Raw genomic sequence first — 22,519 nt, forward strand, 5'->3', positions numbered from 1 at the left:
ATGACACATTTAGTAGACTTAACTAAAAAGCCTTACAACCTAAATCAAGAAGCTATTGATTGGGTTGAGGCGACTCTTAAAAATATGACCTTAGATGAAAAAATTGGTCAGCTTTTTGTTAATATGGGTTCTAGTCGTACAGAAGAGTATCTAACTCAAGTGATGACGGATTACAAATTTGCAGCAGTAAGGTATGCTCCTGGTCCAGCAGCGGACATTTGGGAGCAAAATTACATTTTACAAACCAAATCAAAAATCCCTCTGTTGATTGCAGCCAATACAGAATCAGGGGGAAATGGGGCAGTCACAGATGGCACCAAAATTGGTGATGAGATTAAAATTGCCGCTACTAACGATCCTAAGTATGCTTATGAACTAGGGCGTATCGCTGGACTTGAGGCATCAGCCGTGGGATGTAATGCGTCATTTGCTCCTATTATGGATCTTAGTCGTAACTGGAGAAATCCTATTATTGCTAATCGTACATGGGGAGCTGAAGTTGAGCAAGTTATCAGCCTTTCAAAAGAATACATGCGCGGTATCATGGAACATGGCATTATTCCATTTGCTAAACATTTCCCTGGTGATGGCATTGACGAACGAGACCACCATCTTTCATATGCGTCTAACCCTATGTCAAAAGAGGAGTGGATGGAGACCTTTGGGCGTATTTATGGCGAAATGACTGAAGCGGGTCTTCCAGGTATTATGGCAGGTCATATTCATCTGCCAAATGTTGAAAAAGAAATGCACCCTGAGCGTGATTTGGATGATATGTTACCAGCATCGCTTAATAAAACACTTCTTGATGAACTTCTACGAGGTGAGCTGGGCTACAATGGGGCTATCGTAACCGATGCCTCTCATATGGTTGCGATGACAGCATCGCTTCCACGTCGTGAACTTCTACCAACAGCGATTGAAGCTGGATGCGATCTCTTCTTATTTTTCAACGATCCTGATGAAGATTTCCGTTGGATGAAAGAAGGCTATGAAAATGGTCTCTTAACAGAAGAACGTCTGCACGATGCCATTCGTCGTACCTTAGGGTTGAAAGCAAAACTTGGCTTACATCAATTTGAAGGTCGTCGCAAGGAGATTTTGCTTCCAAAAGAAGAAGCCTTAGAAAAGATTGGCACAGACGAGGCTAAACGCCTTTCAGATGAAGTAGCTGATAAGGCAATCACGCTGGTCAAAGATAAACAAAAAGACATTTTCCCAGTCACACCAGAACGCTACAAACGCATTCTTTTAGTTGAAGTCGAAGGTTACAAGGGTGGCTTTGGTGCGATGATTAACTCTGGCAAAAAACGTGCAGCTGACACCTTAAAAGAGTTGTTAGAACAAGCGGGACATGAAGTATCGATCTGGGAAAATACAGAAGAGCGTATAAAAAAACTGCCTGAAGACGAACGTCCAGCAGCTATTCAAAATGTCTATGCTTCTAAACGACCAATTGCTCAAATCACGGATAATTATGATTTGATTATCAATCTTGTTGATGTCAATTCTGGCGGTACGACCCAACGTATTATTTGGCCGGCGGCTAAAGGAACACCAGATCAGCCATTTTATGTCCATGAAATCCCAACAATCGTCGTGTCAGTACAACATCCATTTGCCTTGGCAGATATGCCACAAGTTGGAACCTACATCAATGCGTATGATGGCTTACCAAATACTATTGCCAGCTTGGTAAAAAAACTAGCAGGTGAATCTGAATTTACAGGAGTATCGAGCGTCGATCCTTATTGTGGCTTAATTGATACGCATATCTGGCGTTCACATAAAATGAAACAATAGTTTTCATTTACCTTGAGTCGATGAGCTATTTCTGTTATAATTATATCCATCAAGGGAGTAGCCGACGATGGTCATATCGTATCAGTGATATGGTGTCATCGTGATTATGTCGTCATTTCGAAACGTTTGTTTCCGGCATAGTCTTAATTTGCGAGACTTGTTTAAAAATAAACAGGTCTTTTTCTATAGAGAAAAGACCAAGGAGGAGAAAAAGTGTCAAAAGAACAAAAACGTCAAGCGTTTTACACACAGTTGGAAGACTCTGTTCTTGAAGCTCTTGAGACAAACAAAAAAGGTTTGACGAGCGCTCAAGCCGAGCAACGTTTGTCAGAGTATGGTCGTAATGAATTGGAAGAGGGTGAGAAGAAGTCACTTTTCCAAAAATTCTTGGATCAATTTAAAGACTTGATGATTATTATCTTATTAGCAGCTGCAGCGCTTTCAGTGATTACTGAAGGGATGCATGGTTTAACAGATGCTTTAATTATCTTATTCGTAGTTGTCATTAACGCAGCATTTGGTGTTTACCAAGAAGGACAGGCAGAAGCAGCTATTGAAGCGCTTAAATCAATGTCTAGTCCATTAGCGCGTGTTCGTCGTGATGGACACGTGAAGGAAGTTGATTCTAAAGAATTAGTTCCTGGTGACATTGTCTTACTTGAAGCGGGTGATGTTGTTCCAGCGGATATGCGCCTTTTGGAAGCAAGCTCTTTGAAAATCGAAGAGGCTGCCCTTACTGGTGAGTCTGTACCAGTTGAAAAGTCTTTAGACGTTGAACTAGCTGAAGATGCTGGTATTGGTGACCGTGTCAATATGGGTTACCAAAACTCAAACGTTACATACGGTCGTGGTATGGGTGTCGTTACTAACACGGGTATGTTTACCGAAGTCGGTCACATTGCAAACATGTTACAAAATGCTGATGAAACAGACACCCCTCTTAAACAAAACCTTAACCAATTGTCTAAACTTTTGACGGTTGCTGTCTTGGTTATTGCGGCTGTTACTTTTGTAGTTGGCGTCTTCCTTCGTAATGAAAGCCCACTTGAAGGTCTCATGATTGCGGTTGCTCTTGCGGTTGCTGCCATTCCAGAAGGTTTGCCAGCCATCGTTACAGTTGTCCTTTCACTTGGTACACAGGTGTTGGCTAAACGTAACGCTATCATTCGCCAATTGCCTGCTGTTGAAACACTTGGCTCAACAGAGATTATCGCCTCAGATAAGACAGGTACTTTGACAATGAACCAAATGACTGTTGAAAAACTCTATACAAATGGTAGCCTTCAAGATGCCAATGATGATTTGGATCACTCAAATATGGCTCTTCGCATCATGAACTTTGCCAATGATACCAAAATTGATGAGTCTGGTAAGTTAATCGGCGACCCAACTGAAACGGCTCTTGTTCAATTTGGATTGGATCATAGCTTTGATGTTCGTGATGCTCTCAACGGAGAACCACGGGTTGCAGAATTGCCATTTGATTCTGATCGTAAACTCATGTCAACAATCCACAAATTGGCAGATGGTCAATACCTTGTTGCTGTAAAAGGTGCCCCAGACCAATTGCTTAAACGTGTGACTAAGATTGAAGACAATAATCAAGTGCGTCCTATTACAGATGCCGATAAGGAAGCCATTCTTTCTACCAACAAGTCTCTTGCTAAACAAGCTCTTCGTGTTCTCATGATGGCTTACAAATATGAAGCAAGTATTCCTACCATGGAAACTGAAGTGGTGGAAAATGATTTGGTATTTGCTGGCTTAGTTGGTATGATTGACCCTGAACGTCCAGAGGCTGCCCAAGCGGTTAAAGTGGCTAAAGAAGCTGGTATTCGTCCAATCATGATTACTGGTGACCACCAAGACACTGCTGAAGCAATTGCTAAACGTCTCGGTATTATTGATGCCAATGACACAGAAGATCATGTCTTTACAGGTGCTGAACTTAACGAATTGTCAGATGAAGAATTCCAAAAAGTCTTCCAGCAATACTCAGTTTACGCTCGTGTATCACCAGAACATAAAGTCCGTATCGTTAAAGCGTGGCAAAATGAAGGCAAAGTTGTTGCCATGACTGGTGACGGTGTTAATGATGCGCCATCACTTAAAACAGCTGACATCGGTATTGGTATGGGGATTACCGGTACAGAAGTTTCCAAAGGAGCTTCTGATATGGTTCTTGCTGATGATAACTTTGCAACAATTATCGTCGCTGTAGAAGAAGGACGTAAAGTCTTCTCAAACATTCAAAAAACAATTCAATACTTGCTTTCAGCTAACATTGCTGAGGTTATGACAATCTTCCTTGCAACCTTGTTTGGATGGGATGTTCTTCAACCAGTTCATCTTCTCTGGATTAACTTGGTTACAGATACGCTTCCAGCCATTGCTCTTGGTGTGGAACCTGCTGAGCCGGGTGTGATGAAACACAAACCGCGTGGACGCAAATCAAGCTTCTTCGATGGTGGTGTAAAAGAATCAATCATCTATCAAGGACCACTTCAAGGTTTAATTGTTCTTGCTGTTTATGGCTTTGCTCTTAAATTCCCAGAACACACCACATATGCTGACATTCATGCTGATGCTTTGACAATGGCGTACGTTACGCTTGGTTTGATCCAATTGGTACATGCTTATAACGTTAAGTCTGTTTACCAATCTGTTTTCCAAGTTGGTCTCTTTAAGAACCGCTTATTCAACTGGTCAATTCCAATTGCCTTTGTTCTGCTTATGTCAACAGTGGTCGTTCCAGGATTTAATAACTTCTTCCACGTGGCTCATTTATCAGTCACACAGTGGTTAGTAGTTGTTATCGGAAGTTTAATGACATTGGTAGTTGTTGAAATTGTGAAAGCAATCCAACGTGCAACAGGTCAAGATAAAAACGCCATTTAAGAGATAAACTAAAAAAATGAGATTGAAGAAAAAGTCCATTTTGGACCTTTTCTGGCTCATTGTCAACTGTAGTGGTGACTTATAACTAAACACGAGAGGAGACGAAATTCGTCTTCTCTTTTGTTATGTTCAAAGCGAGGTAAATCCGTTTCTTAAAGTTGTCAAAGTTGCGAAAGCCAAAAGCGTTGCGTTTGATGTCCTTGATGAGTTTATTGGTTGCTTCCAGTTTGGCATTCGAATAGGGAAGTTGGATGGCATTGGAGATATATTTTTTATAGCGAATAAAGGTGTTCAAAGCAGTTTTAAAGATATGATTGAGCTGAGGTAACGTGTCTTGAATCAATCCAAAGAATTGCTCGGTATTTTTCTCTTGCAAGTGAAAAAGGAGCAATTGGTAAAGGTCATAGTACCCTTTTAATTCAGGAACGAGTTTGACCATCTTATCGAGTTACTGTCTAGGGGTTAGAGTTTCCCTAAAGGTTCTAGAGTAGAATGCATGAATCGAAAGTTTTCTACTATCCTTTTGAATGAGCTTCGGGTAGTATAGTAAAATGAAGTAAAAACAGTACATTTGTGATATTATATTCTTATGGCATATTCACCAGATTTTCGTAAAAAAGTTCTCGCATACTGTGAGAAAACGGGCAGTATTTCTGAAGCGTCTGCTGTATTCCAAATCTCACGCAACACCATTTATCAATGGCTAAAATTAAAAGAGAAAACCGGCGAGCTTCATCACCAAGTTAAAGGAACTAAGCCAAGAAAAGTTGATAGAGATAAATTAAAGAACTATCTTGAAACTCATCCAGATGCTTATTTGACTGAAATAGCTTCTGAATTTGACTGTCATCCAACAGCTATTCATTACGCCCTCAAAGCTATGGGATATACTCGAAAAAAAAGAGCTCTACCTACCACGAACAAGACCCTGAAAAAGTAGCCCTGTTTCTTAAAGAATTTAATCATTTAGAGAACCTGACCCCTGTTTATATTGATGAGACAGGGTTTGAGACCTATTTTTATCGAGAATATGGTCGCTCCTTGAAAGGTCAGTTGATAAAAGGTAAGGTCTCTGGAAGAAGATACCAGCGGATATCTTTAGTTGCAGGTCTCATAAATGGTGAGCTTATAGCTCCGATGACATACAAAGACACTATGACTAGTGATTTTTTCGAAGCTTGGTTCCAAAAATTCTTACTACCCACTTTGGAGACGCCATCAGTTATCATTATGGACAATGCAAAGTTTCATCGAATGAGCAGGCTAAAGGTCTTGTCTAAGGAGCAGGGGCATAGAGTTTTACCACTTCCTCCGTACTCACCTGAGTACAACCCCATCGAGAAAACATGGGCTCACATTAAAAAACACCTCAGAAAAGTATTGCCAAATAGCCATACTTTCATTGAGGCACTTTCGTCATGCTCTTGTTTCAGTTGACTATATTTAAGAGAGCGGTATTCAAGTGATTCCTTTTCATATTGTTTCATGATTTGAATGCGGGTTTGATTGAGTGCTCTATTGATGTGCTGCACAATGCGGAAACGATCTAGGACGATTTTTGCGTTAGGGAATAGACTTTTCACAAGAGGTATATAACTCCCTGACATATCAAGGGTGACGATTTTGACGCTGTTCCTTGCGTCTTTAGAATACTTGAAGAAGTGATTTCGAATGGTGGTTTGACGCCGATTGTCCAGTATGGAGATAATTTTCTTGGTCTCAAAATCTTGAGCGATAAAGGCGAGTTTGCCCTTTTGGTAGGAGAATTCGTCGATGGATAGAACTTGAGGCAATTTAGAAAAGTCTTCTTTGACTACGAACTGGTTGAATTTGCGGTGGACGGTAGAGGTTGAAATGGCCAACTGTTGTGCGATATGAGTGAGCGATTCTCGCTTTATCAAGGCTTGTGCCACTTTTTGTTTGAGGGGCTCAGAGATTTGACAGTTTTTCTGAACCAGACTGTTTCCGCTACGGTCACTTTCCGACAGAACTTGCATTGAAACCTCATCTTTTTCAAGCGAATGAGACTAGGGAAACCACCAATTTCGATACAGGGGATTTTAGAAGGTTTCTGGAAGTCGTACTTAATCTGATCTCCTTTACAGTGTCTACACTTAAGCGGGTGATAGTCAAGGGTTGCGAAGACTTCGATATGTGTTTCACGCTGAAAAACCTTGTTCAAGGTGATGTGTTTATCTTTCATTCCAATCAATTCTGTAGTATGATAGAGTTGTCCATATGATTCTTTCTAATGATGGTTTGGTCGCTTTTCATTATAAGTCATATGGAATTTTTTGTGTACACTCAAAAAGCCCGATAACCTCTGCAGGGGAGGTACCCACTATAGAAATTATAGAGCCCCTTTTCTTCAATCTTTTTCTTTATGTTGGAATATGAAAACCTCTTAGAAATACTGTCATATCAATAGTAATCGTCCAATAACGAGGTATATTGAAAAACATTCCAAAGTCAAGCTGACTCTGGAATGTTTTCTACTAACAGTATACTGTAGGAGTGATAGGATTACTAGTTACCTCGTTATGGAGCGCTTACTATCAATACTTGTAAGAGTTTTATGATTTAATAATGTAAAAATCAGTGCCTTGATATGTTCAGATTAGAGAGGGGAAGCCATATTCTTAAAAAGAATCTGGAACAAAGCGTTTCATTTTAGAAATTCTTTACTATAGTCTTTTGAATTAAGGTTGAGACATCGTCACTTTCGCCTTGCCCTACTCAAGTGCTGCCCGCGTCTCAGTCCTTTGTCTTAAAGTTAATTCATTTGACTATATCTAGTTCTATGAAATTGCTAGTATTATAAAAAAAGGAACAAGATAGAATTCTGTTCAATAGAAAACTATCTTGTTCCTTTTTTATGTTTGGTGTCAAACTTTTGCCCCAGACTCTTTTTAAGTGCTTTTAATCAGTCTATATCTGGGGATAATACAGTTTAGTAGGAGCAGCAAGAGTAAAATGAGCTGCGTAGGCAAATAGTCAGTATTAGTGAACAGTATGTTAAACTGTAGTCCGAGGCAAATGAGGAGTATTAATTCTAAGGCAAGCCACCATGGATTAGTCTTCATGATAATCTGATCACCATCAGCAACTTGGCATTTAGTCAAAATCCCCCAGCCTAAGCTGAGTGTTGCAGGAGTGTCTGGCACATCCAAACTGATTTGTTGGTCTTTGTAAAGTTTTGCCTGATAGATGCGATTAAGGTAGATATCACTTGGTTGATAGCGACCATCCCAGGTTTTTCGAATAAGAGTAATCGACAAGAGCCTTCCTCCTTTGTCCAATCTGATAAGCTTTCCATGAAAAGGGTATCAAAAAAGAGATTAGAAGTCAAAAATCGTTAGCGACTGTCGAAATTCTTCTTCAAGCTGTTGTCGGGTAAAGTTTTTAAAGTCTGGCAATTTTTTGACCAGATTGTACCTTTTTGACAAATTCCATGTCCCTGTCGGATTGAGTTCTGGATGTTGGTTGACATAATCGATGGTTAAATCCCACTCACGACGGTAACCTAAGGGGCGAGAGTGATAGGTGATACCATCAAGAGTTTGACTGCCATAGGAACGGTGGGCATGACCAAAAACGACATCTTTTACGCCGTGTTTGACAAAAAGATTATGGAAATCTTGGCTACCCAAAAAGGCATTGAAAGGGATAAATTTTGGATGGGTCATGAGGAAGTTTTTATGGGGAACGAAATGTAGGGAAATCAATGTTATTTCGGGGTGCTTAGATAGGGTAATGTCTAGGATTTTGAGAATGTCAGCGGTCAGTTCAGAATCTGTTTTCCCCCTATCTAACCGCCTATCAAACCAAAAACGATTTTTAAAGGCAAGGTTTTCATCGAATGTTTTCTGAGGCTGAAAACTATAGTCATACCAGCCGTGAAAGGCTAAGAAGGATTTACCATTAATCTTATGAATCTTAAAATCTAAATGCTCAATCTCAGTTTCTGTCAAATCTAACATATCATGATTGCCAAGATTATAAGTGACAGGCAGGTGTTGCTGGAGGTTATCTAGAAAGGGAAGGGACACCTCGTAGTGGTGGTTGGAGATGTCTCCAGCGATATGAAGGTGGTTAATCTGTTCTTTTTTTAGTAAGTTGATAAGGGTTGTGGTTTCAAAGTCTGTGAAGTGATTGAGATCGACATGCAAATCACTCATGATTGCTAATCTAGTCATAGCTTCATTGTAACAAAAATGATATGACTTGGCTATTTATGGTAAAATAGATGTTTAGTAGGAAAAACATGTATAAAGCCATTATTTTTGATATGGATGGAGTTATTTTTGATACTGAAGGTTTCTATTATCAAAGACGTAAAACCTTTTTAGATAATAAAGGGATTTCCATTGAGCATATGGAAGCCAAAGAATTTATTGGTGGCAATCTCCAGCAAGTTTGGCAAAAGATTTTAAGTGAAAATGAGCATGTTGGTCAAGCTGATACCTTTCATCAGGAGTATGAAGATTATAAAGCAAAGCACTGTGCGCCTTATTCCCAAATCATTTTTCCAGAAGACAGACAAGCTTTAGCTGATTTAAAGGCAGCAGGTCTAAAACTAGCCTTAGCTTCAAATACGCAAAAGAATGATGATCTCTTTGCTTTAGAATCAGCATCAATTTTGTCCTATTTTGATATTGTTCTTAGTCGAGAAGATGTGGACAGCCAAAAACCGCAACCAGATATTTATCTTAAAGCAGCTGGATTATTGGGGATAGATAAAGCTGATAGTTTAATTATTGAAGATAGTCAAAAGGGTATCAGCGCTGGCAAGTCTGCCGGAATGCAAGTCTGGGCAATCAAGGATAAGCAATATGGGATTGACCAGTCGCAAGCTGATCAACTTATCGACCATTTGGGACAAGTCCCAGAAAAAGTACTTTAAAAATAAAGCAAAGGGGGAGAGAAGTGAAGCTCTCTTTTATGTATGCGCTTACATTTTTTACTAGCCATTTAGGTAAATAAGTTTTAAAATGGTAATAGAGGCCTCTTTAAAAGGTTATTGTTTTTTGAAAATAGAAAGGACCCACTGCCAATCATGTCTCAATATTATCAGTTGTTGAAAGAAAAATTTCCAACCAAGTCGTCACTTATTACCGAAATGATCAATCTGGATGCCATTTGCCATTTACCAAAAGGTACCGAGCATTTCCTAAGTGACTTACACGGAGAATATCAAGCATTTGATTATTTGTTACGTAATGGCTCAGGTTCCATTAAAAAGAAACTACAAGAATGTTTTCCAGAGAAAAAAGAAAAAGATATTGAACAACTTTGCCAATATATATACTACCCTGCTGAAAAAATTCAAGCTCAGCAAGAAGTTTTAGACCGTAAAGACCTGGAAACTGAACTTTGCCAATATCTGTTAGATTTACTCCAATTTGTTAAGCATATCGGAAGCAAATACACCCGTTCTAAGGTTCGTAAGATGCTGCCAGCTGATTATGCCTATATCATGGAGGAGTTGCTGACGGAAGAGCAGCCTGACAAAAATAAGCAGTATTACTATCATGCTATCATCTCAAAAGTGATTGAGTTAGAGCAGTTAGACAATCTTTTTATTGCGTTTGCCAACTTGATTCAACGATTATCCATCGACCATCTTCATGTGGTTGGTGATATTTTTGACCGCGGCCAATACCCCGATTTTATTATTGACCGCTTAAAAGGTTTCCAAAACATTGATATTCAATGGGGAAATCATGATATTACTTGGATTGGAGCTATGTCTGGTTCCTATATTTGTATGATCAATGTCATTCGGATTGCGGCTAGATATAATTCGTTAGCACTAATCGAAGATCGCTACGGTATTAATCTCCGATGCCTTATTGATTACAGCCAACGTTACTTTAAGGAAGAAGAGGTATTCAACCCGATTTTAGATGGTGACGTCATCTCTGAAACAGAGCGTCTGACCCTTAATAAATTACAGCAAGCGAAAGCCCTCTTGCAATTTAAATTGGAGCACCAATTAATTAAGCGGCGTCCAGAATTTGGCATGCAAACTTCACAATTATTCCCTAAAATCGACCCAGAAAAGAAAAACATTACTATTGGTGAAAAGACCTATCCTTTACAATCCTTCCCATTTCATAAAATGGTTTGGGATCAGCCAGATGTTTTAACGTCTGAAGAGGAGCAAATCTTAAAAGGGCTCATGTACCGTTTCCAAAACTCAGAAAAATTAGAGAGTCAAATTGCTTTTCTGATGGCAAAAGGCTCAATGTACCATATTTCCAATAATCACTTGCTTTTCCATGGTTGTATGCCAATGCATTCAAATGGTCATTTTAAATCCATGCGTTTTGGCAAGAAAATCTATTCAGGCAAGGCTCTCTTAGATTTCTTCCAAGAGCAAGTTAGGGAGTCATACAAAAATCGGGAGCAACACTTTGATTTAGCAACCGATGTCTTCTGGTATCTCTGGTGTGGTGAGGTTTCATCACTTTTTGGTAAGGACCGGATGACCACTTTTGAACGTTATTATATTGCTGACAAGGCAAGCCACCATGAGGAAAAGAATCCTTATTATCGTTTACGGGAAAATCAAGAAATCTGTCTTCACATTTTAGCAGAGTTTGGTTTGGATGGAAGTGCTCATATTGTCAATGGCCATACACCTGTTAAGGAAAAAGGTGGCGAATTACCTATTAAAGCAGATGGTCGTATTATCATCATTGATGGTGGATTGGCTAAAGGCTATCAAAAAACGACTGGTATTGCTGGCTACACCTTAATTTCCAATTCTTATGGCTTGGAATTAGTTGCTCATAAACCATTCTCATCTGTTAAGGATGTTTTAGAAGGTAAATGTGATATTATCTTTATCAAGCGTTTAGTCGAATTAGTTGAAAATCGGACCTTGGTTAAAGATACTGATAATGGTAAAAAATTGCTACAAGAAATAGCTGATCTTGATCATCTTTACCATCATTTTGATCAATATTAAATAGAATTATGAGAGGTGAAGCCAAATTTTCACCTCTTTTGGTTTTTTTATTTTTGCGGCTCAGCCTGACATATTCTTTTTTGTTATGACAATTTAATATTTGTTACAATAAGCCATTGCTTGGTCTTGAAGTCTTTATATTTTTCCATTATGATAGTAGTATGGAACTTAAGGCGGAAATCAAAAAAATAGCGAACGAAATTGGTATTTCAAAAATCGGCTTTACAACAGCTGATGATTTTTCTTATCTGGAAAAATCATTACGTTTAGTGGTTGAAGAAGGTCGAACAACAGGTTTTGAGCACAAGGTTATTGAGGAAAGAATCAAACCTAAATTATCCTTGGAGTCGGCTAAGACTATTATTTCCATTGCTGTGGCCTATCCCCATAAGTTACCCATCCAACCTCAAAAAACACAGTATAAACGAGGTAAAATTACTCCTAATTCTTGGGGAACAGATTACCATCATGTTCTACAAGAAAAATTGTCCCAATTAGCTGAGGCGATTGAAAGTCTGACTCAGGATTTTGAATATAAGGGTATGGTTGATACGGGCGCCTTAGTGGATACAGCTGTTGCTAGAAGAGCTGGAATTGGTTTTATTGGCAAAAATGGATTGGTGATTTCCAAAGAGTTTGGTTCTTACATGTATCTTGGGGAGCTCATTACTAATCTAGAAATTGAACCTGATCAACCTGTTGATTATGACTGTGGTGATTGTCGCCGCTGCTTAGACGCTTGTCTGACCTCCTGTTTAATTGGTGATGGAACGATGAATGCTCGCCGCTGCTTGTCTTTCCAAACTCAGGACAAGGGCATGATGGCTATGGAATTCCGCAAGAAAATCAAGACGGTCATTTATGGCTGTGATATTTGTCAGATTTGTTGCCCTTATAATCGCGGGATTGACAATCCATTAGCTAGTGAGATTGATCCAGAGCTTGCTCAGCCAGAATTAATTCCATTTTTGGAATTATCAAACAAGGACTTTAAGGCTAAGTTTGGACAAATTGCTGCTTCTTGGCGTGGAAAAAATATCTTGCAGCGTAATGCTATTATTGCTTTGGCTAACGCCCACGACCGCAGTGCTGTGGTTAAATTGGTGGAGATTATTGATAAGAATAACAATCCAATTCATACCGCGACAGCCATCTGGGCACTGGGTGAGATTGTCAAAAAACCAGATGAAGCCATGCTTGATTTCATGCGGAGCCTTTCCCTAAAAGAGGAGGATAGCCTCAAAGAGTTGGAGTTGGTCCGTCAGAAATGGCAATTTTAAGGGCTTTGTGCTAGAATGAATAAGATTATATTAACTTAAGGAGTTTATCATGGAAATCGCTGAAATGCGCCAAAAAATAGTAGAAAACAATGAGAAGTTGACTAGCTTCAGGAGGTCTCTTTGACTTAGATCGTTTGGAAGAGGACATTGCGCTTCTTGAAAACCGAATGACTGAGCCAGACTTCTGGAATGATAATGTCGCTGCTCAAAAAATATCACAAGAATTGAATGAGCTTAAGCAAACTTATGAAACTTTTCACAACATGGAGGAGCTGTCTGAGGAGACAGAGCTCTATTTGGAAATGTTAGAAGAGGATGATTCTGTTCAGGAAGAGTTGGAAGACAATCTGGAAAAACTAGACAAAATTATGGCTAGTTATGAGATGACTCTCCTCTTGTCAGAGCCCTATGATGCCAATAATGCTATCATGGAAATCCATCCTGGATCTGGTGGTACAGAAGCCCAGGATTGGGCTGAGATGCTCTTTCGAATGTATACGCGTTTTGGGAATGCCAAAGGGTTTAAGGTTGAGACGCTGGACTACCAAGCGGGTGATGAAGCTGGTATTAAGTCTGTCACACTTTCTTTTGAAGGGCCAAATGCTTATGGTTTCTTGAAATCAGAAATGGGTGTTCACCGATTGGTCCGTATTTCACCTTTTGACTCGGCTAAGCGCCGTCACACGTCTTTTACCTCTGTTGAGGTGATGCCGGAGCTGGATGATACTATTGAAGTTGAGATCCGTGATGATGATATTAAGATGGACACTTTCCGTTCAGGTGGTGCCGGTGGTCAGAACGTCAATAAGGTATCAACGGGTGTCCGGTTGACCCATATTCCAACAGGGATAGTTGTTGCATCAACAGTCGACCGTACCCAATATGGTAACCGTGACCGTGCTATGAAAATGTTGCAAGCTAAACTTTGCCAGCTTGAGCAGGAAAAGAAGGCTGAAGAAGTGGATGCTCTCAAGGGTGATAAAAAGGAAATTACCTGGGGAAGTCAGATTCGCTCTTATGTTTTCACGCCTTATACCATGGTAAAAGATCATCGTACTAACTTTGAAGTGGCTCAAGTAGACAAGGTCATGGACGGTGAGATTGATGGCTTTATTGATGCCTATCTCAAATGGCGGATGGACTAGTCGTTTCATTTTAAAAAGGGAAGATAGTAAGTTTGCTTATCTCTTCTTTGAACTTATAGAAAGGAAAGGATATGGGTTCATGAAAAATTGAACTCGAGCTAAAAGCTAGCGAAAAAAGACAGCCTTCCTCATATGCCCGCATATGTCGTCACGCTCCTATTTTTCGTCTGCTTTCAACGCTCTTAGTATCTTAATTTATGGCTTTAATTGAATTAAAGGATGTTTCTAAGAAATATCGTCGGTCGACAACGGCTCTTCGGCATTTGACCTTATCGGTTAATCAGGGAGAGTTTGTCTATATTGTAGGTCCTTCTGGTGCCGGTAAATCAACCTTTATCAAGCTTCTCTATCGTGAGGAAAAATTATCCAGCGGATCGCTTAAGGTTGGGGAATTTAATTTGGCAAAGATGAAGAAACGTCAAATTCCACTCTTGCGCCGTTCTCTAGGGGTTGTCTTCCAAGACTACAAGCTCCTTGAACGTAAGACTGTCTTTGAAAATGTTGCCTTCGCTATGGAAGTTATTGGTGAAAAGCGTAAGCATGTCAAAAAACGCGTGACGGAAGTGTTGGATTTGGTAGGTCTCAAGCACAAAATGCGGTCATTTCCGCATCAGCTTTCTGGGGGGGAGCAGCAGCGTGTAGCGATTGCGCGTGCCATTGTCAATAATCCCAAAGTATTGATTGCGGATGAGCCGACAGGTAACTTAGACCCAGACATTGCTATGGAAATTATGCAGGTTTTGGAGCGTATTAACCTACAAGGAACAACTATCTTGATGGCAACACATAATGCCCAGATTGTGAATACCTTGCGTCATCGCGTGATTGCGATTGAAAACGGTAAACTGGTTCGCGACCAAGAGGAAGGGGAGTACGGCTACAATGATTAGAAACTTTTTCAGACATTTATGGTCCTCTATCAAAAGCTTGAAGCGCAATGGTTGGATGACCATTGCAGCCATGTCCACAGTCTCTATTACCCTGGTTTTAGTAGGACTTTTTGCGGGTGTTCTTCTGAATACGGAAAGATTGGCTTCAGGTATTGAGGATAATGTCCAGGTTAATGTCTTTTTAAATGTTGACTCAACAGACGCTCAAGAAACGCTAACGGATAGCTCTGGGAAAAAGTCGGTTAATAAGGATTACCATAAGGTGTATGACCAACTACTAGAGATTGATGGTGTCAAGGCGATAGACTACTCCAGTAAAGATGAACAGCTAGAAGATCTTAAAGCTAAAATGGGGGATTCCTTCTCAGAGGTTTTTGATGAAGGTGCAAATCCTTTGTATGATGTTTATTATGTCAAGACTGATTCACCTGAAGATGTCAAGCCAGTGGCAGACGCTGCTGAGAAATTAGGTGGTATTGACTCCGTCGAATATGGTGGTGCAGATACTGAACGCATCTTTAATTTAGCTAAAATGGTTCGAATTTGGGGCTTGGTTGGGACAGCTATCCTGATCTTGGTAGCTATTTTCCTCATTTCAAATACTATTCGTGTAACCATTTTTTCACGCCGTCGTGATATTGAAATCATGCGTCTGGTGGGTGCTAAAAACTCCTACATTCGTGGGCCATTCTTTTTAGAAGGTGCTTGGATTGGCTTGTTGGGCTCCATTTTACCAGGAGTCCTGGTTTCTTACCTCTATATCATCGCTTATAACTACCTGATGCAAGGCCTGGTTCAGCAAGATCTCAGTCTCTATAGTCCTGAACTTGCCATCCCTGTAGGCGTTGTGGCCATGGTTGTTATCGGAATAGTTATCGGATCCTTGGGATCAGTCCTATCTATGAGACGGTTCTTGAAGATTTAAAGGAGAAAAAGACACCTAGTGGTTTCTACTACACTAAGTGTCTTTTATACTAAAATGAAGTAAAAACAGTACATTTGTGATATCATATTCTTATGGCATATTCACTAGATTTTCGTAAAAAAGTTCTCGCATACTGTGAGAAAACGGGCAGTATTACTGAAGCATCTGTTATTTTCGATATTTCACGCAACACTATCTATCAATGGCTAAAATTAAAAGAGAAAACAGGTGAGCTTAATCACCAAGTTAAAGGAACCAAGCCAAGAAAAGTTGATAGAGATAAATTAAAGAACTATCTTGAAACTCATCCAGATGCTTATTTGACTGAAATAGCTTCTGAATTTGACTGTCATCCAACCGCTATTCATTACGCCCTCAAAGCTATGGGATATACTCGAAAAAAAAGAGCTCTACCTACCATGAACAAGACCCTGAAAAAGTAGAACAGTTCCTTAAAGAATTGAATAACTTGAGCCACCTGACTCCTGTTTATATTGACGAGACAGGGTTTGAGACCTATTTTTATCGAGAATATGGTCGCTCTTTGAAAGGTCAGTTGATAAAAGGTAAGGTCTCTGGAAGAAGATACCAGCGGATATCTTTAGTTGCAGGTCTCATAAATGGTGAGCTTATAGCCCCGATGACATACAAAGATACTATGACTAGCGACTTTTTTGAAGCTTGGTTCAAAACATTCTTACTACCCACTTTAGGTAAACCATCTGTTATCATTATGGACAATGCAAAGTTTCATAGGATGAGTAAGCTAAAAGATTTATGCGAGGAGCAGGGACATAGAGTTTTACCACTTCCTCCGTACTCACCTGAGTACAACCCCATCGAGAAAACATGGGCTCACATTAAAAAACACCTCAGAAAAGTATTGCCGAATTGCGATACGTTTCTTGAGGCACTTTCGTCCTTCTCTTGTTTCAGTTGACTATAGTTTACTTGAAATAGGGATTAAAGTTTTTCTCGTGGGCGATAGTCGTGCTATGGCCGTGACCTGGGTAAACGGCAAAGTGGTTAGGCTGTGTGAAGAGTTCTTGTCGAATACCAGTGATCAGTTCGTCAAAATTACCAGTGGGTAGATCTGTACGCCCGATTGTCTCTTTGAAAAGGGCATCACCTGAAAAAATCGTTTCTTCAGATGAAAAAATGAAGGAAACACTTCCCCAAGAATGACCAGGAGTTGGTACAACCGTAAAACTGAAGTTACCAATAGTATAAAGTTTACGGAGCTCAAAAGTGTATTCAGCTGGTGCTACGACGATGTTAGCCATGTCATCGTGACGAGGCAAACCAGAAAGATTATCTTCTGGTGATTGTAACCATGAGGCTTCCTTTTCGGAAACGTATAGTGGTGGTTGGTTGAAGTGTTGGCGAACAGCTTCTACACTCATGATGTGGTCATAATGTGTATGTGTTAGCAAGATGGCAAGGACAGGCTTTTTGATCTCTTGCAGAGTGGTCTCAATCTTTGGCCAATCACTTCCAGGATCAATAACCAGTACGCCATGATCAGATTCTAATAAATAGGTATTTTCACCAGCGACGGTGTTAATAATAGTATGTATTTTCATAGTTATAGTGTATCAAAAATGCTATAGATGTGCGAAGAAATGCTGTGATTGCACAGACAAGATAAGTTATTTGCTAGTATAGACCTTTGATCGGATTTCTCTGCTTTGGTCTAGAATATGATAGAATAACATTAGAAAGTGAGGTTTAACAATGTCAAAAGTAAAAATTGTTATCTTGGGAAGACCACTGGAAGAGGGGTTGCAGGATTTAAAAGAAAGATTTGATGTCGATTATGCACCTTTAGAAGATACTAGAGAATGGTTGCTAGAGCATTTAGCGTCATATGATGGTCTTTACACGACACAATTGCCCGTTGATGAAGCCTTGATAGATGCGGGGAGTCATTTAAAGATGATCTCGACGCACAGTGTTGGTTTTGATCACATTGCTATTGATCATGCTAAGAAAAAGGGGATTGTGGTTTCTAATGCCCCGCAATCCGTTTTGATGCCTACGGCTGAGCTGGCAGTGAGTCTAATGTTGGATACGATGCGGCGGGTTTCGTATTTTGATCGCCAGCTTCGTCAGAACAATTGGGTTGACACGTCGCTGAAATCGGGATTGAGCCATGGTTTAAATGGTAAAACGGTAGGTATTTTTGGTTTTGGGCGTATTGGCCAAAGGGTTGCTCGGATGGTTCAGGCTTTTGGTGCAAAAGTCATTTACTATAAACGGACACCTCTTTCTGCAGAGCAGGAAAAAACTTTAGGCGTCACTTATCATGAGCTAGATGATTTACTCGCACAATCAGATGTGGTCAGCCTTCATGCTCCAGCTACAGCAGAAACAGAAGGGCTGTTTGATGCGGCTATCTTTTCGAAAATGAAGAAAGGAGCTTTCTTTATTAATACTGCGCGTGGGGCTTTAGTTGATGAAAAAGCTTTAGTTGCTGCCTTAAAATCAGGTCATATTGCAGGTGCGGGATTGGATGTTTATCAGGTTGAAGGCAAGGCTCAGGAAAACCTTATTGTCTTAGATCAAGTAGTTATGACACCCCATTCGGGAACGGCGACTTGGCATGCGCGTCTGGCTTTGGCTCAAGAAGCTGCACAAAATATGATTGCCTATTTTGAAGAGGGCAAAGTGATTAATCAGGTTAATGGTTAAACGCCAAACTTGAGATAAGCGTTTTTAAAGTGAGTCCGCTACTGGCTTTTTTTAGTGCCAATGAACCGTTATTACCATGCTTGGTAGTGATAGTAGGTCAAACCATGAGGTTTTGAGCTGAACTACGGAAAGATTAGTGGCGATATGGAGGCATTCTGGTTTTATGGTATAATTCTAGTGTTATGGATAAAACGAAACCCAAATATGCAGTGATTGATTTGGAGGCAACGGGAGCTTCGATCACAGCAAAAATCATTCAAGTTGGTATCGTGATTCTTCAGGGAGACGAGATCATCGAAACCTATCAAACGGATGTTAATCCACATGAACCTTTAACAGACCATATTACACAACTCACTGGCATTACTGATGAACAGTTGGCTCTTGCACCAGACTTTTCACAAGTCGCAAGAGATATTTACCACTTGATTAGCGATTGTATTTTTGTGGCGCACAATGTTAAATTTGATGCCAATCTTCTAGCTGAACACTTATTTTTCGAAGGCTATGAGTTACGTACACCGCGGGTGGATACGGTTGAATTAGCTCAAGTATTTTTCCCAACATTTGAGAAATATTCTCTTGGTGAGGTGACAAAAGCTCTAGGCATTCCCTTAGAAGAGGCCCACACGGCTATTGCAGATGCCCAGGCGACAGCGCAGCTTTTTTTACGCATCAAAGAAAAAATAAGATCGCTTCCAGGGATTTTATTGGAGCGATTAAGCCGCTATGCGGATGCCTTCTTGTTCGAATCGCGTTTGATCATTGATGAGATCCCTTTAACAAAACCTTTAGATGCTAACACGCACGATGATGTTGCTGGTCTAGTGCTCCGAAAAGCAAATGCTACAGTTTCGGAAAAATGTTATTCGCAAGACTTTTCGACCAATCTTGCTTTATTGGGGTTAGAAGAGCGTGATCAACAATTGGCCTTTTCAAAGGCTATAGCAGAGGCACAGCGGTCTAAGCAAAAGAGCCATTTTATCCAAGCACAGTCTGGCATTGGGAAGACCTATGGCTATCTCATTCCTTTGTTGGCAAATCCCGAACTGTCACGAGTAGTCGTTTCTGTACCAACAAAGCTGTTACAAGATCAAATAATGTCTGAAGAGGCCCAACGTTTACATCACGTGTTCGGGACGGCTGTTCATAGCCTCAAGGGACCTGCTAATTACATCAAGTTAGATGCCTTCAAAGCTTCTTTGGATCAAGAGGATACCAATCGACTGCTCAATCGCTATAAAATGCAGCTCCTAGTTTGGTTATTTGAGACAGAAGATGGTGACTTAGATGCTATTAAGCAACAGCAACGGTTGCAATGGTACTTTGACGAACTAAGGCATGATGGCAATTTATCGCAGGCCTCTTTATTTTTGGACCATGATTTTTGGCAGCGTTCCTATCAAAAGGCGCAATCCAGTCGTCTGCTGATCACCAATCACGCCTATCTACTGACCCGCTTAGAAGATGATCCTAGCCTAATTGAGGGGGCTCAGTTGGTGATTGATGAAGCTCAAAAATTCTTTTTGGCTTTAGAAGCCTTTTCGCGTTCAGAGGTTGCTGTTGACCTGGTTTTAACTGAAATTGAGGAAAGGATAGCTGAGAGTTCAGAACTCTTAAGGCGCCGTCTCTTGGAGAGTTTGCAGTATGAATTGAATCAGCTTGTTATCCAGTTACAGCAAACGACCAGTCTTGAGATCAGTCCTGAAAAATGGCAAAAGATTTTTGGTGATATTCATGAACTGGAGCAGAATGGCTTAGTCTTGGAGAGTATGGCTTGCTTCGGGAAAAGGATCTATGATTCCGTTTGGTTAGAAGTGACCAATACCCCTACAAGGCGTCAAACCACTCTGAAAGCCGGCAAGGAATCATTTCTTGATTTTTCTAAGATGTTACCAGAGGAACAGGTGGTTTATTTTGTCTCAGCGACCTTAACGATCAGTCCTGATTTGCAGTTGCCGCAGTTATTAGGGTTTGGGGACTACAGCCAGACTGTTGTCGCAGAGTTACCGACAGATCGTCAAGCTATCTGGGTTGATCAACAATCTCCTGATCCACATGGAGATCAAGACAGTTACTATCACATTTTAACTGATCGTATCATGGCTTTGGCGCAGTTGCAGAAGCCCATGTTGATTTTAACAACTTCCTCTGAGGTGCTACTGGAACTTTCTCAGCGTCTTGAGGGTGAACATGTTCCTCATTTAGCTCAAGGAAAAGATGGCAGCAATCACCAGATAAAACGACGTTTTGAATCAGATAAGGCAAGTATTTTACTGGGAACAGGTAGTTTTTGGGAAGGTGTTGACTTTAGCTCGCACGATCAGCTCATCCTTGTGATCACGCGATTGCCATTTGAAAACCCACAAGATTTCCTCCATCAAAAGGTTACTAAGTTCTTATCTGAAAAAGGGAAGAATCCTTTTATTTCCTATAGTTTGCCTGTGATGATGATGCGTTTGAAACAAGCTATGGGTAGAACCAGTCGTAGGCAACAGCAACAATCGGCAATTATCCTCTTAGATCGCCGACTCATGGAAAAAAATTATGGTCCTTCTGTTTTAGCACTTCTTGGGGAGGAGCGTCCTCTTTACCTTGAAAAAAGTGAAAAAATCTTATCAGATGTCGCGGATTTTCTGCTATAATAGGACTACTGATGTTATCTATTATCGAGATAAGCCGATGGCAAAAACAGTTAAGAGGTGTTTCAGAAAGGGAGTAAAATGGTATTAGCAAATCGTATCACAACCATGCAAGAAAGTGTTACTTTGGCTTCAGGTGCGCGTGCCAAAGCCTTGAAAGATGAAGGGCGAGATATCTTAAATCTGACCTTGGGTCAGCCTGATTTTCAAACGCCTCAACTGATCAAAGAAAAAGCCATTGAGGCGATTGCCAATGATCAAGTTAGTTTTTACACACCGGCCAGTGGCTTACCTGAACTTAAGGACGCTATAGCTACTTACATGAAAACCTTCTATGGGTATGAGGTGACCAGGGATCAGGTTTTAGCTGCAACGGGAGCTAAGTTTGTTCTTTATGCCTATTTTATGACTGTGCTAAATCCTGGTGATGAGGTGATTATCCCAACGCCTTACTGGGTCTCTTATGCTGATCAGGTGAAGTTGGCTGAAGGAACTCCTGTTTTTGTGGAAACCAGCGAGGAAACTCGGTTTAAGGCAACTGTGTCTCAATTGGAAGCTGTACGAACAGAGAAAACCAAAGTTTTCTTACTCAATTCCCCATCAAATCCTACTGGTATGATTTACACCAAAGAGGAGTTGTTGGCTATTGGAGACTGGGCTTTAGAGCATGATATCTTGATTTTATCTGACGATATCTATGGACGCCTGGTCTATAACGATAATACCTTTGTGCCGATTTCGAGTTTATCAGAAGCGCTTCGTCAGCAAACGATGGTTGTTAATGGTGTTGCGAAAACGTATTCGATGACAGGTTGGCGTGTGGGATTTGCGGTGGGAGATCCTGAGCTGATTGCTGGTATGTCAAAAATGTTGAGTCAAACGACATCTAACTTAACGACAGTAGCACAATATGCTGCCATCGAGGCCCTAGCAGGTGATCAAACGGCAGCTGAGGAGATGCGACGAGCCTTTGAAGAGCGTCTAAACACCATTTACCCGCTTTTAGCGGCCGTTCCTGGCTTTGAAGTCATAAAACCTGAAGGTGCTTTTTATCTTTTCCCAAATGTTAAAAAAGCTATGGAAATGAAGGGTTTTGAGGATGTTACAGATTTTACCAATGACATTTTAGAAAAAGCGGGAGTAGCTTTGGTAACAGGTGCTGGTTTTGGTGTGCCTTATAGTTTGCGAATGAGTTATGCCACTGATCTCGAAACCTTGAAAGCAGCTATTAGCCGTTTACAGGATTATATGGCGTCATAGTTGTCAAAGAAA

At 40.4% G+C, this 22,519-nt stretch carries 16 protein-coding genes and 2 pseudogenes; 13 read left to right on the forward strand and 5 right to left on the reverse strand.

The genetic code is table 11. The features are described 5' to 3' along the window. Together G574_RS0102720 and G574_RS0102725 are read left to right on the forward strand one after the other, a co-directional pair. On the forward strand, positions 1–1,803 hold the full coding sequence (locus tag G574_RS0102720; protein ID WP_029690859.1) for a glycoside hydrolase family 3 protein: 1,803 nt from the start codon (positions 1–3) through the stop codon (positions 1,801–1,803). A gap of 213 nt (positions 1,804–2,016) precedes the next feature. Then, the gene (locus tag G574_RS0102725; protein WP_029690860.1) at positions 2,017–4,701 is read left to right on the forward strand and encodes a cation-translocating P-type ATPase; all 2,685 of its coding nucleotides are present in this window, start codon (positions 2,017–2,019) and stop codon (positions 4,699–4,701) included. Positions 4,702–4,786: 85 nt separating this feature from the next. Here G574_RS0102725 and G574_RS10710 read toward each other — a convergent pair. Continuing rightward, positions 4,787–5,260: pseudogene (locus G574_RS10710) on the reverse strand (transposase); the annotation flags it as partial. A gap of 30 nt (positions 5,261–5,290) precedes the next feature. On the opposite strand from G574_RS10710, the gene G574_RS11235 reads away from it, so the two are divergent. Continuing rightward, positions 5,291–6,138, forward strand: a protein-coding gene (locus tag G574_RS11235) for an IS630 family transposase (RefSeq protein WP_156828095.1) whose coding sequence is annotated in 2 segments (ribosomal slippage) — positions 5,291–5,594 and positions 5,594–6,138 — 849 coding nt in all. Because the reading frame shifts where the segments join, the coding sequence is not laid out codon by codon here. 2 nt (positions 6,139–6,140) lie between these two features. Here G574_RS11235 and G574_RS10715 read toward each other — a convergent pair. From G574_RS10715 to G574_RS0102750, 3 genes and pseudogenes are all read right to left on the reverse strand, one after another. Continuing rightward, a pseudogene (locus G574_RS10715) lies at positions 6,141–6,904 on the reverse strand (ISL3 family transposase); the annotation flags it as partial. 706 nt (positions 6,905–7,610) lie between these two features. Continuing rightward, complete coding sequence (locus G574_RS0102745; protein ID WP_029690863.1) at positions 7,611–7,979, reverse strand: hypothetical protein; 369 nt, start codon at positions 7,977–7,979, stop codon at positions 7,611–7,613. Between the two features lie 60 nt (positions 7,980–8,039). After that, positions 8,040–8,897, reverse strand: a complete 858-nt coding sequence (locus tag G574_RS0102750) for a metallophosphoesterase family protein (RefSeq protein ID WP_017769175.1) — start codon at positions 8,895–8,897, stop codon at positions 8,040–8,042. 68 nt (positions 8,898–8,965) lie between these two features. Here G574_RS0102750 and G574_RS0102755 point away from each other — a divergent pair, with 68 nt between their 5' ends. The 7 genes from G574_RS0102755 (at position 8,966) to G574_RS11240 (ending at position 16,854) form a co-directional block, all read left to right on the forward strand. Continuing rightward, a complete protein-coding gene (locus G574_RS0102755; protein WP_029690864.1) occupies positions 8,966–9,604 on the forward strand; it encodes an HAD family hydrolase in 639 nt (212 codons plus the stop codon). 153 nt (positions 9,605–9,757) lie between these two features. Continuing rightward, the gene (locus tag G574_RS0102760; protein WP_029690865.1) at positions 9,758–11,674 is read left to right on the forward strand and encodes a fructose-bisphosphatase class III; all 1,917 of its coding nucleotides are present in this window, start codon (positions 9,758–9,760) and stop codon (positions 11,672–11,674) included. A 161-nt stretch (positions 11,675–11,835) separates the two neighbouring features. After that, positions 11,836–12,954 (forward strand): tRNA epoxyqueuosine(34) reductase QueG, encoded by a 1,119-nt coding sequence (gene queG / locus G574_RS0102765; RefSeq protein ID WP_029690866.1) that lies wholly within the window; start codon positions 11,836–11,838, stop codon positions 12,952–12,954. Between the two features lie 49 nt (positions 12,955–13,003). Further along, positions 13,004–14,099 (forward strand): peptide chain release factor 2 gene (prfB, locus tag G574_RS0102770; protein ID WP_156828096.1). Its coding sequence is split into 2 segments (ribosomal slippage): positions 13,004–13,075 and positions 13,077–14,099, totalling 1,095 coding nucleotides; the frame shifts between segments, so codons are not numbered across the junction. A gap of 197 nt (positions 14,100–14,296) precedes the next feature. Further along, a complete protein-coding gene (gene ftsE / locus G574_RS0102775; protein WP_029690868.1) occupies positions 14,297–14,989 on the forward strand; it encodes a cell division ATP-binding protein FtsE in 693 nt (230 codons plus the stop codon). Continuing rightward, the gene (ftsX, locus tag G574_RS0102780) at positions 14,982–15,914 is read left to right on the forward strand and encodes a permease-like cell division protein FtsX (protein WP_029690869.1); all 933 of its coding nucleotides are present in this window, start codon (positions 14,982–14,984) and stop codon (positions 15,912–15,914) included. The genes ftsE and ftsX overlap by 8 nt, the downstream gene beginning before the upstream one ends. Before the next feature lie 92 nt (positions 15,915–16,006). Further along, positions 16,007–16,854 (forward strand): IS630 family transposase gene (locus tag G574_RS11240; protein WP_156828097.1). Its coding sequence is split into 2 segments (ribosomal slippage): positions 16,007–16,310 and positions 16,310–16,854, totalling 849 coding nucleotides; the frame shifts between segments, so codons are not numbered across the junction. A gap of 7 nt (positions 16,855–16,861) precedes the next feature. On the opposite strand, the gene G574_RS0102795 is transcribed toward G574_RS11240, so the two are convergent. Then, entirely contained in the window at positions 16,862–17,497 is a 636-nt protein-coding gene (locus tag G574_RS0102795) for an MBL fold metallo-hydrolase (protein ID WP_017769181.1), read from the reverse strand. A gap of 151 nt (positions 17,498–17,648) precedes the next feature. On the opposite strand from G574_RS0102795, the gene G574_RS0102800 reads away from it, so the two are divergent. The 3 genes from G574_RS0102800 to G574_RS0102810 all read left to right on the forward strand — a co-directional run bounded on the left by G574_RS0102800 (position 17,649) and on the right by G574_RS0102810 (position 22,507). Further along, the gene (locus G574_RS0102800) at positions 17,649–18,605 is read left to right on the forward strand and encodes an NAD(P)-dependent oxidoreductase (RefSeq protein WP_029690872.1); all 957 of its coding nucleotides are present in this window, start codon (positions 17,649–17,651) and stop codon (positions 18,603–18,605) included. 182 nt (positions 18,606–18,787) lie between these two features. Continuing rightward, positions 18,788–21,250 (forward strand): bifunctional DnaQ family exonuclease/ATP-dependent helicase, encoded by a 2,463-nt coding sequence (locus G574_RS0102805; protein WP_029690873.1) that lies wholly within the window; start codon positions 18,788–18,790, stop codon positions 21,248–21,250. Between the two features lie 78 nt (positions 21,251–21,328). Beyond that, positions 21,329–22,507, forward strand: a complete 1,179-nt coding sequence (locus G574_RS0102810; RefSeq protein ID WP_029690874.1) for a pyridoxal phosphate-dependent aminotransferase — start codon at positions 21,329–21,331, stop codon at positions 22,505–22,507. The last annotated feature ends 12 nt before the right edge of the window (positions 22,508–22,519 follow it).

It is taken from the genome of Streptococcus hyovaginalis DSM 12219 (assembly GCF_000420785.1).
In the GTDB taxonomy this organism is placed as follows: domain Bacteria; phylum Bacillota; class Bacilli; order Lactobacillales; family Streptococcaceae; genus Streptococcus; species Streptococcus hyovaginalis.

What these genes read in the sequence shown, in the direction of transcription:
- ftsX (WP_029690869.1), top strand. Translation starts at nt 14,982, where the DNA reads ATGATTAGAAACTTTTTCAGACATTTATGGTCCTCTATCAAAAGCTTG.
- G574_RS0102795 (WP_017769181.1), bottom strand. Translation starts at nt 17,497, where the DNA reads ATGAAAATACATACTATTATTAACACCGTCGCTGGTGAAAATACCTAT.
- G574_RS0102750 (WP_017769175.1), bottom strand. Translation starts at nt 8,897, where the DNA reads ATGACTAGATTAGCAATCATGAGTGATTTGCATGTCGATCTCAATCAC.
- ftsE (WP_029690868.1), top strand. Translation starts at nt 14,297, where the DNA reads ATGGCTTTAATTGAATTAAAGGATGTTTCTAAGAAATATCGTCGGTCG.
- G574_RS0102720 (WP_029690859.1), top strand. Translation starts at nt 1, where the DNA reads ATGACACATTTAGTAGACTTAACTAAAAAGCCTTACAACCTAAATCAA.
- queG (WP_029690866.1), top strand. Translation starts at nt 11,836, where the DNA reads ATGGAACTTAAGGCGGAAATCAAAAAAATAGCGAACGAAATTGGTATT.
- G574_RS0102805 (WP_029690873.1), top strand. Translation starts at nt 18,788, where the DNA reads ATGGATAAAACGAAACCCAAATATGCAGTGATTGATTTGGAGGCAACG.
- G574_RS0102810 (WP_029690874.1), top strand. Translation starts at nt 21,329, where the DNA reads ATGGTATTAGCAAATCGTATCACAACCATGCAAGAAAGTGTTACTTTG.
- G574_RS0102755 (WP_029690864.1), top strand. Translation starts at nt 8,966, where the DNA reads ATGTATAAAGCCATTATTTTTGATATGGATGGAGTTATTTTTGATACT.
- G574_RS0102800 (WP_029690872.1), top strand. Translation starts at nt 17,649, where the DNA reads ATGTCAAAAGTAAAAATTGTTATCTTGGGAAGACCACTGGAAGAGGGG.
- G574_RS0102760 (WP_029690865.1), top strand. Translation starts at nt 9,758, where the DNA reads ATGTCTCAATATTATCAGTTGTTGAAAGAAAAATTTCCAACCAAGTCG.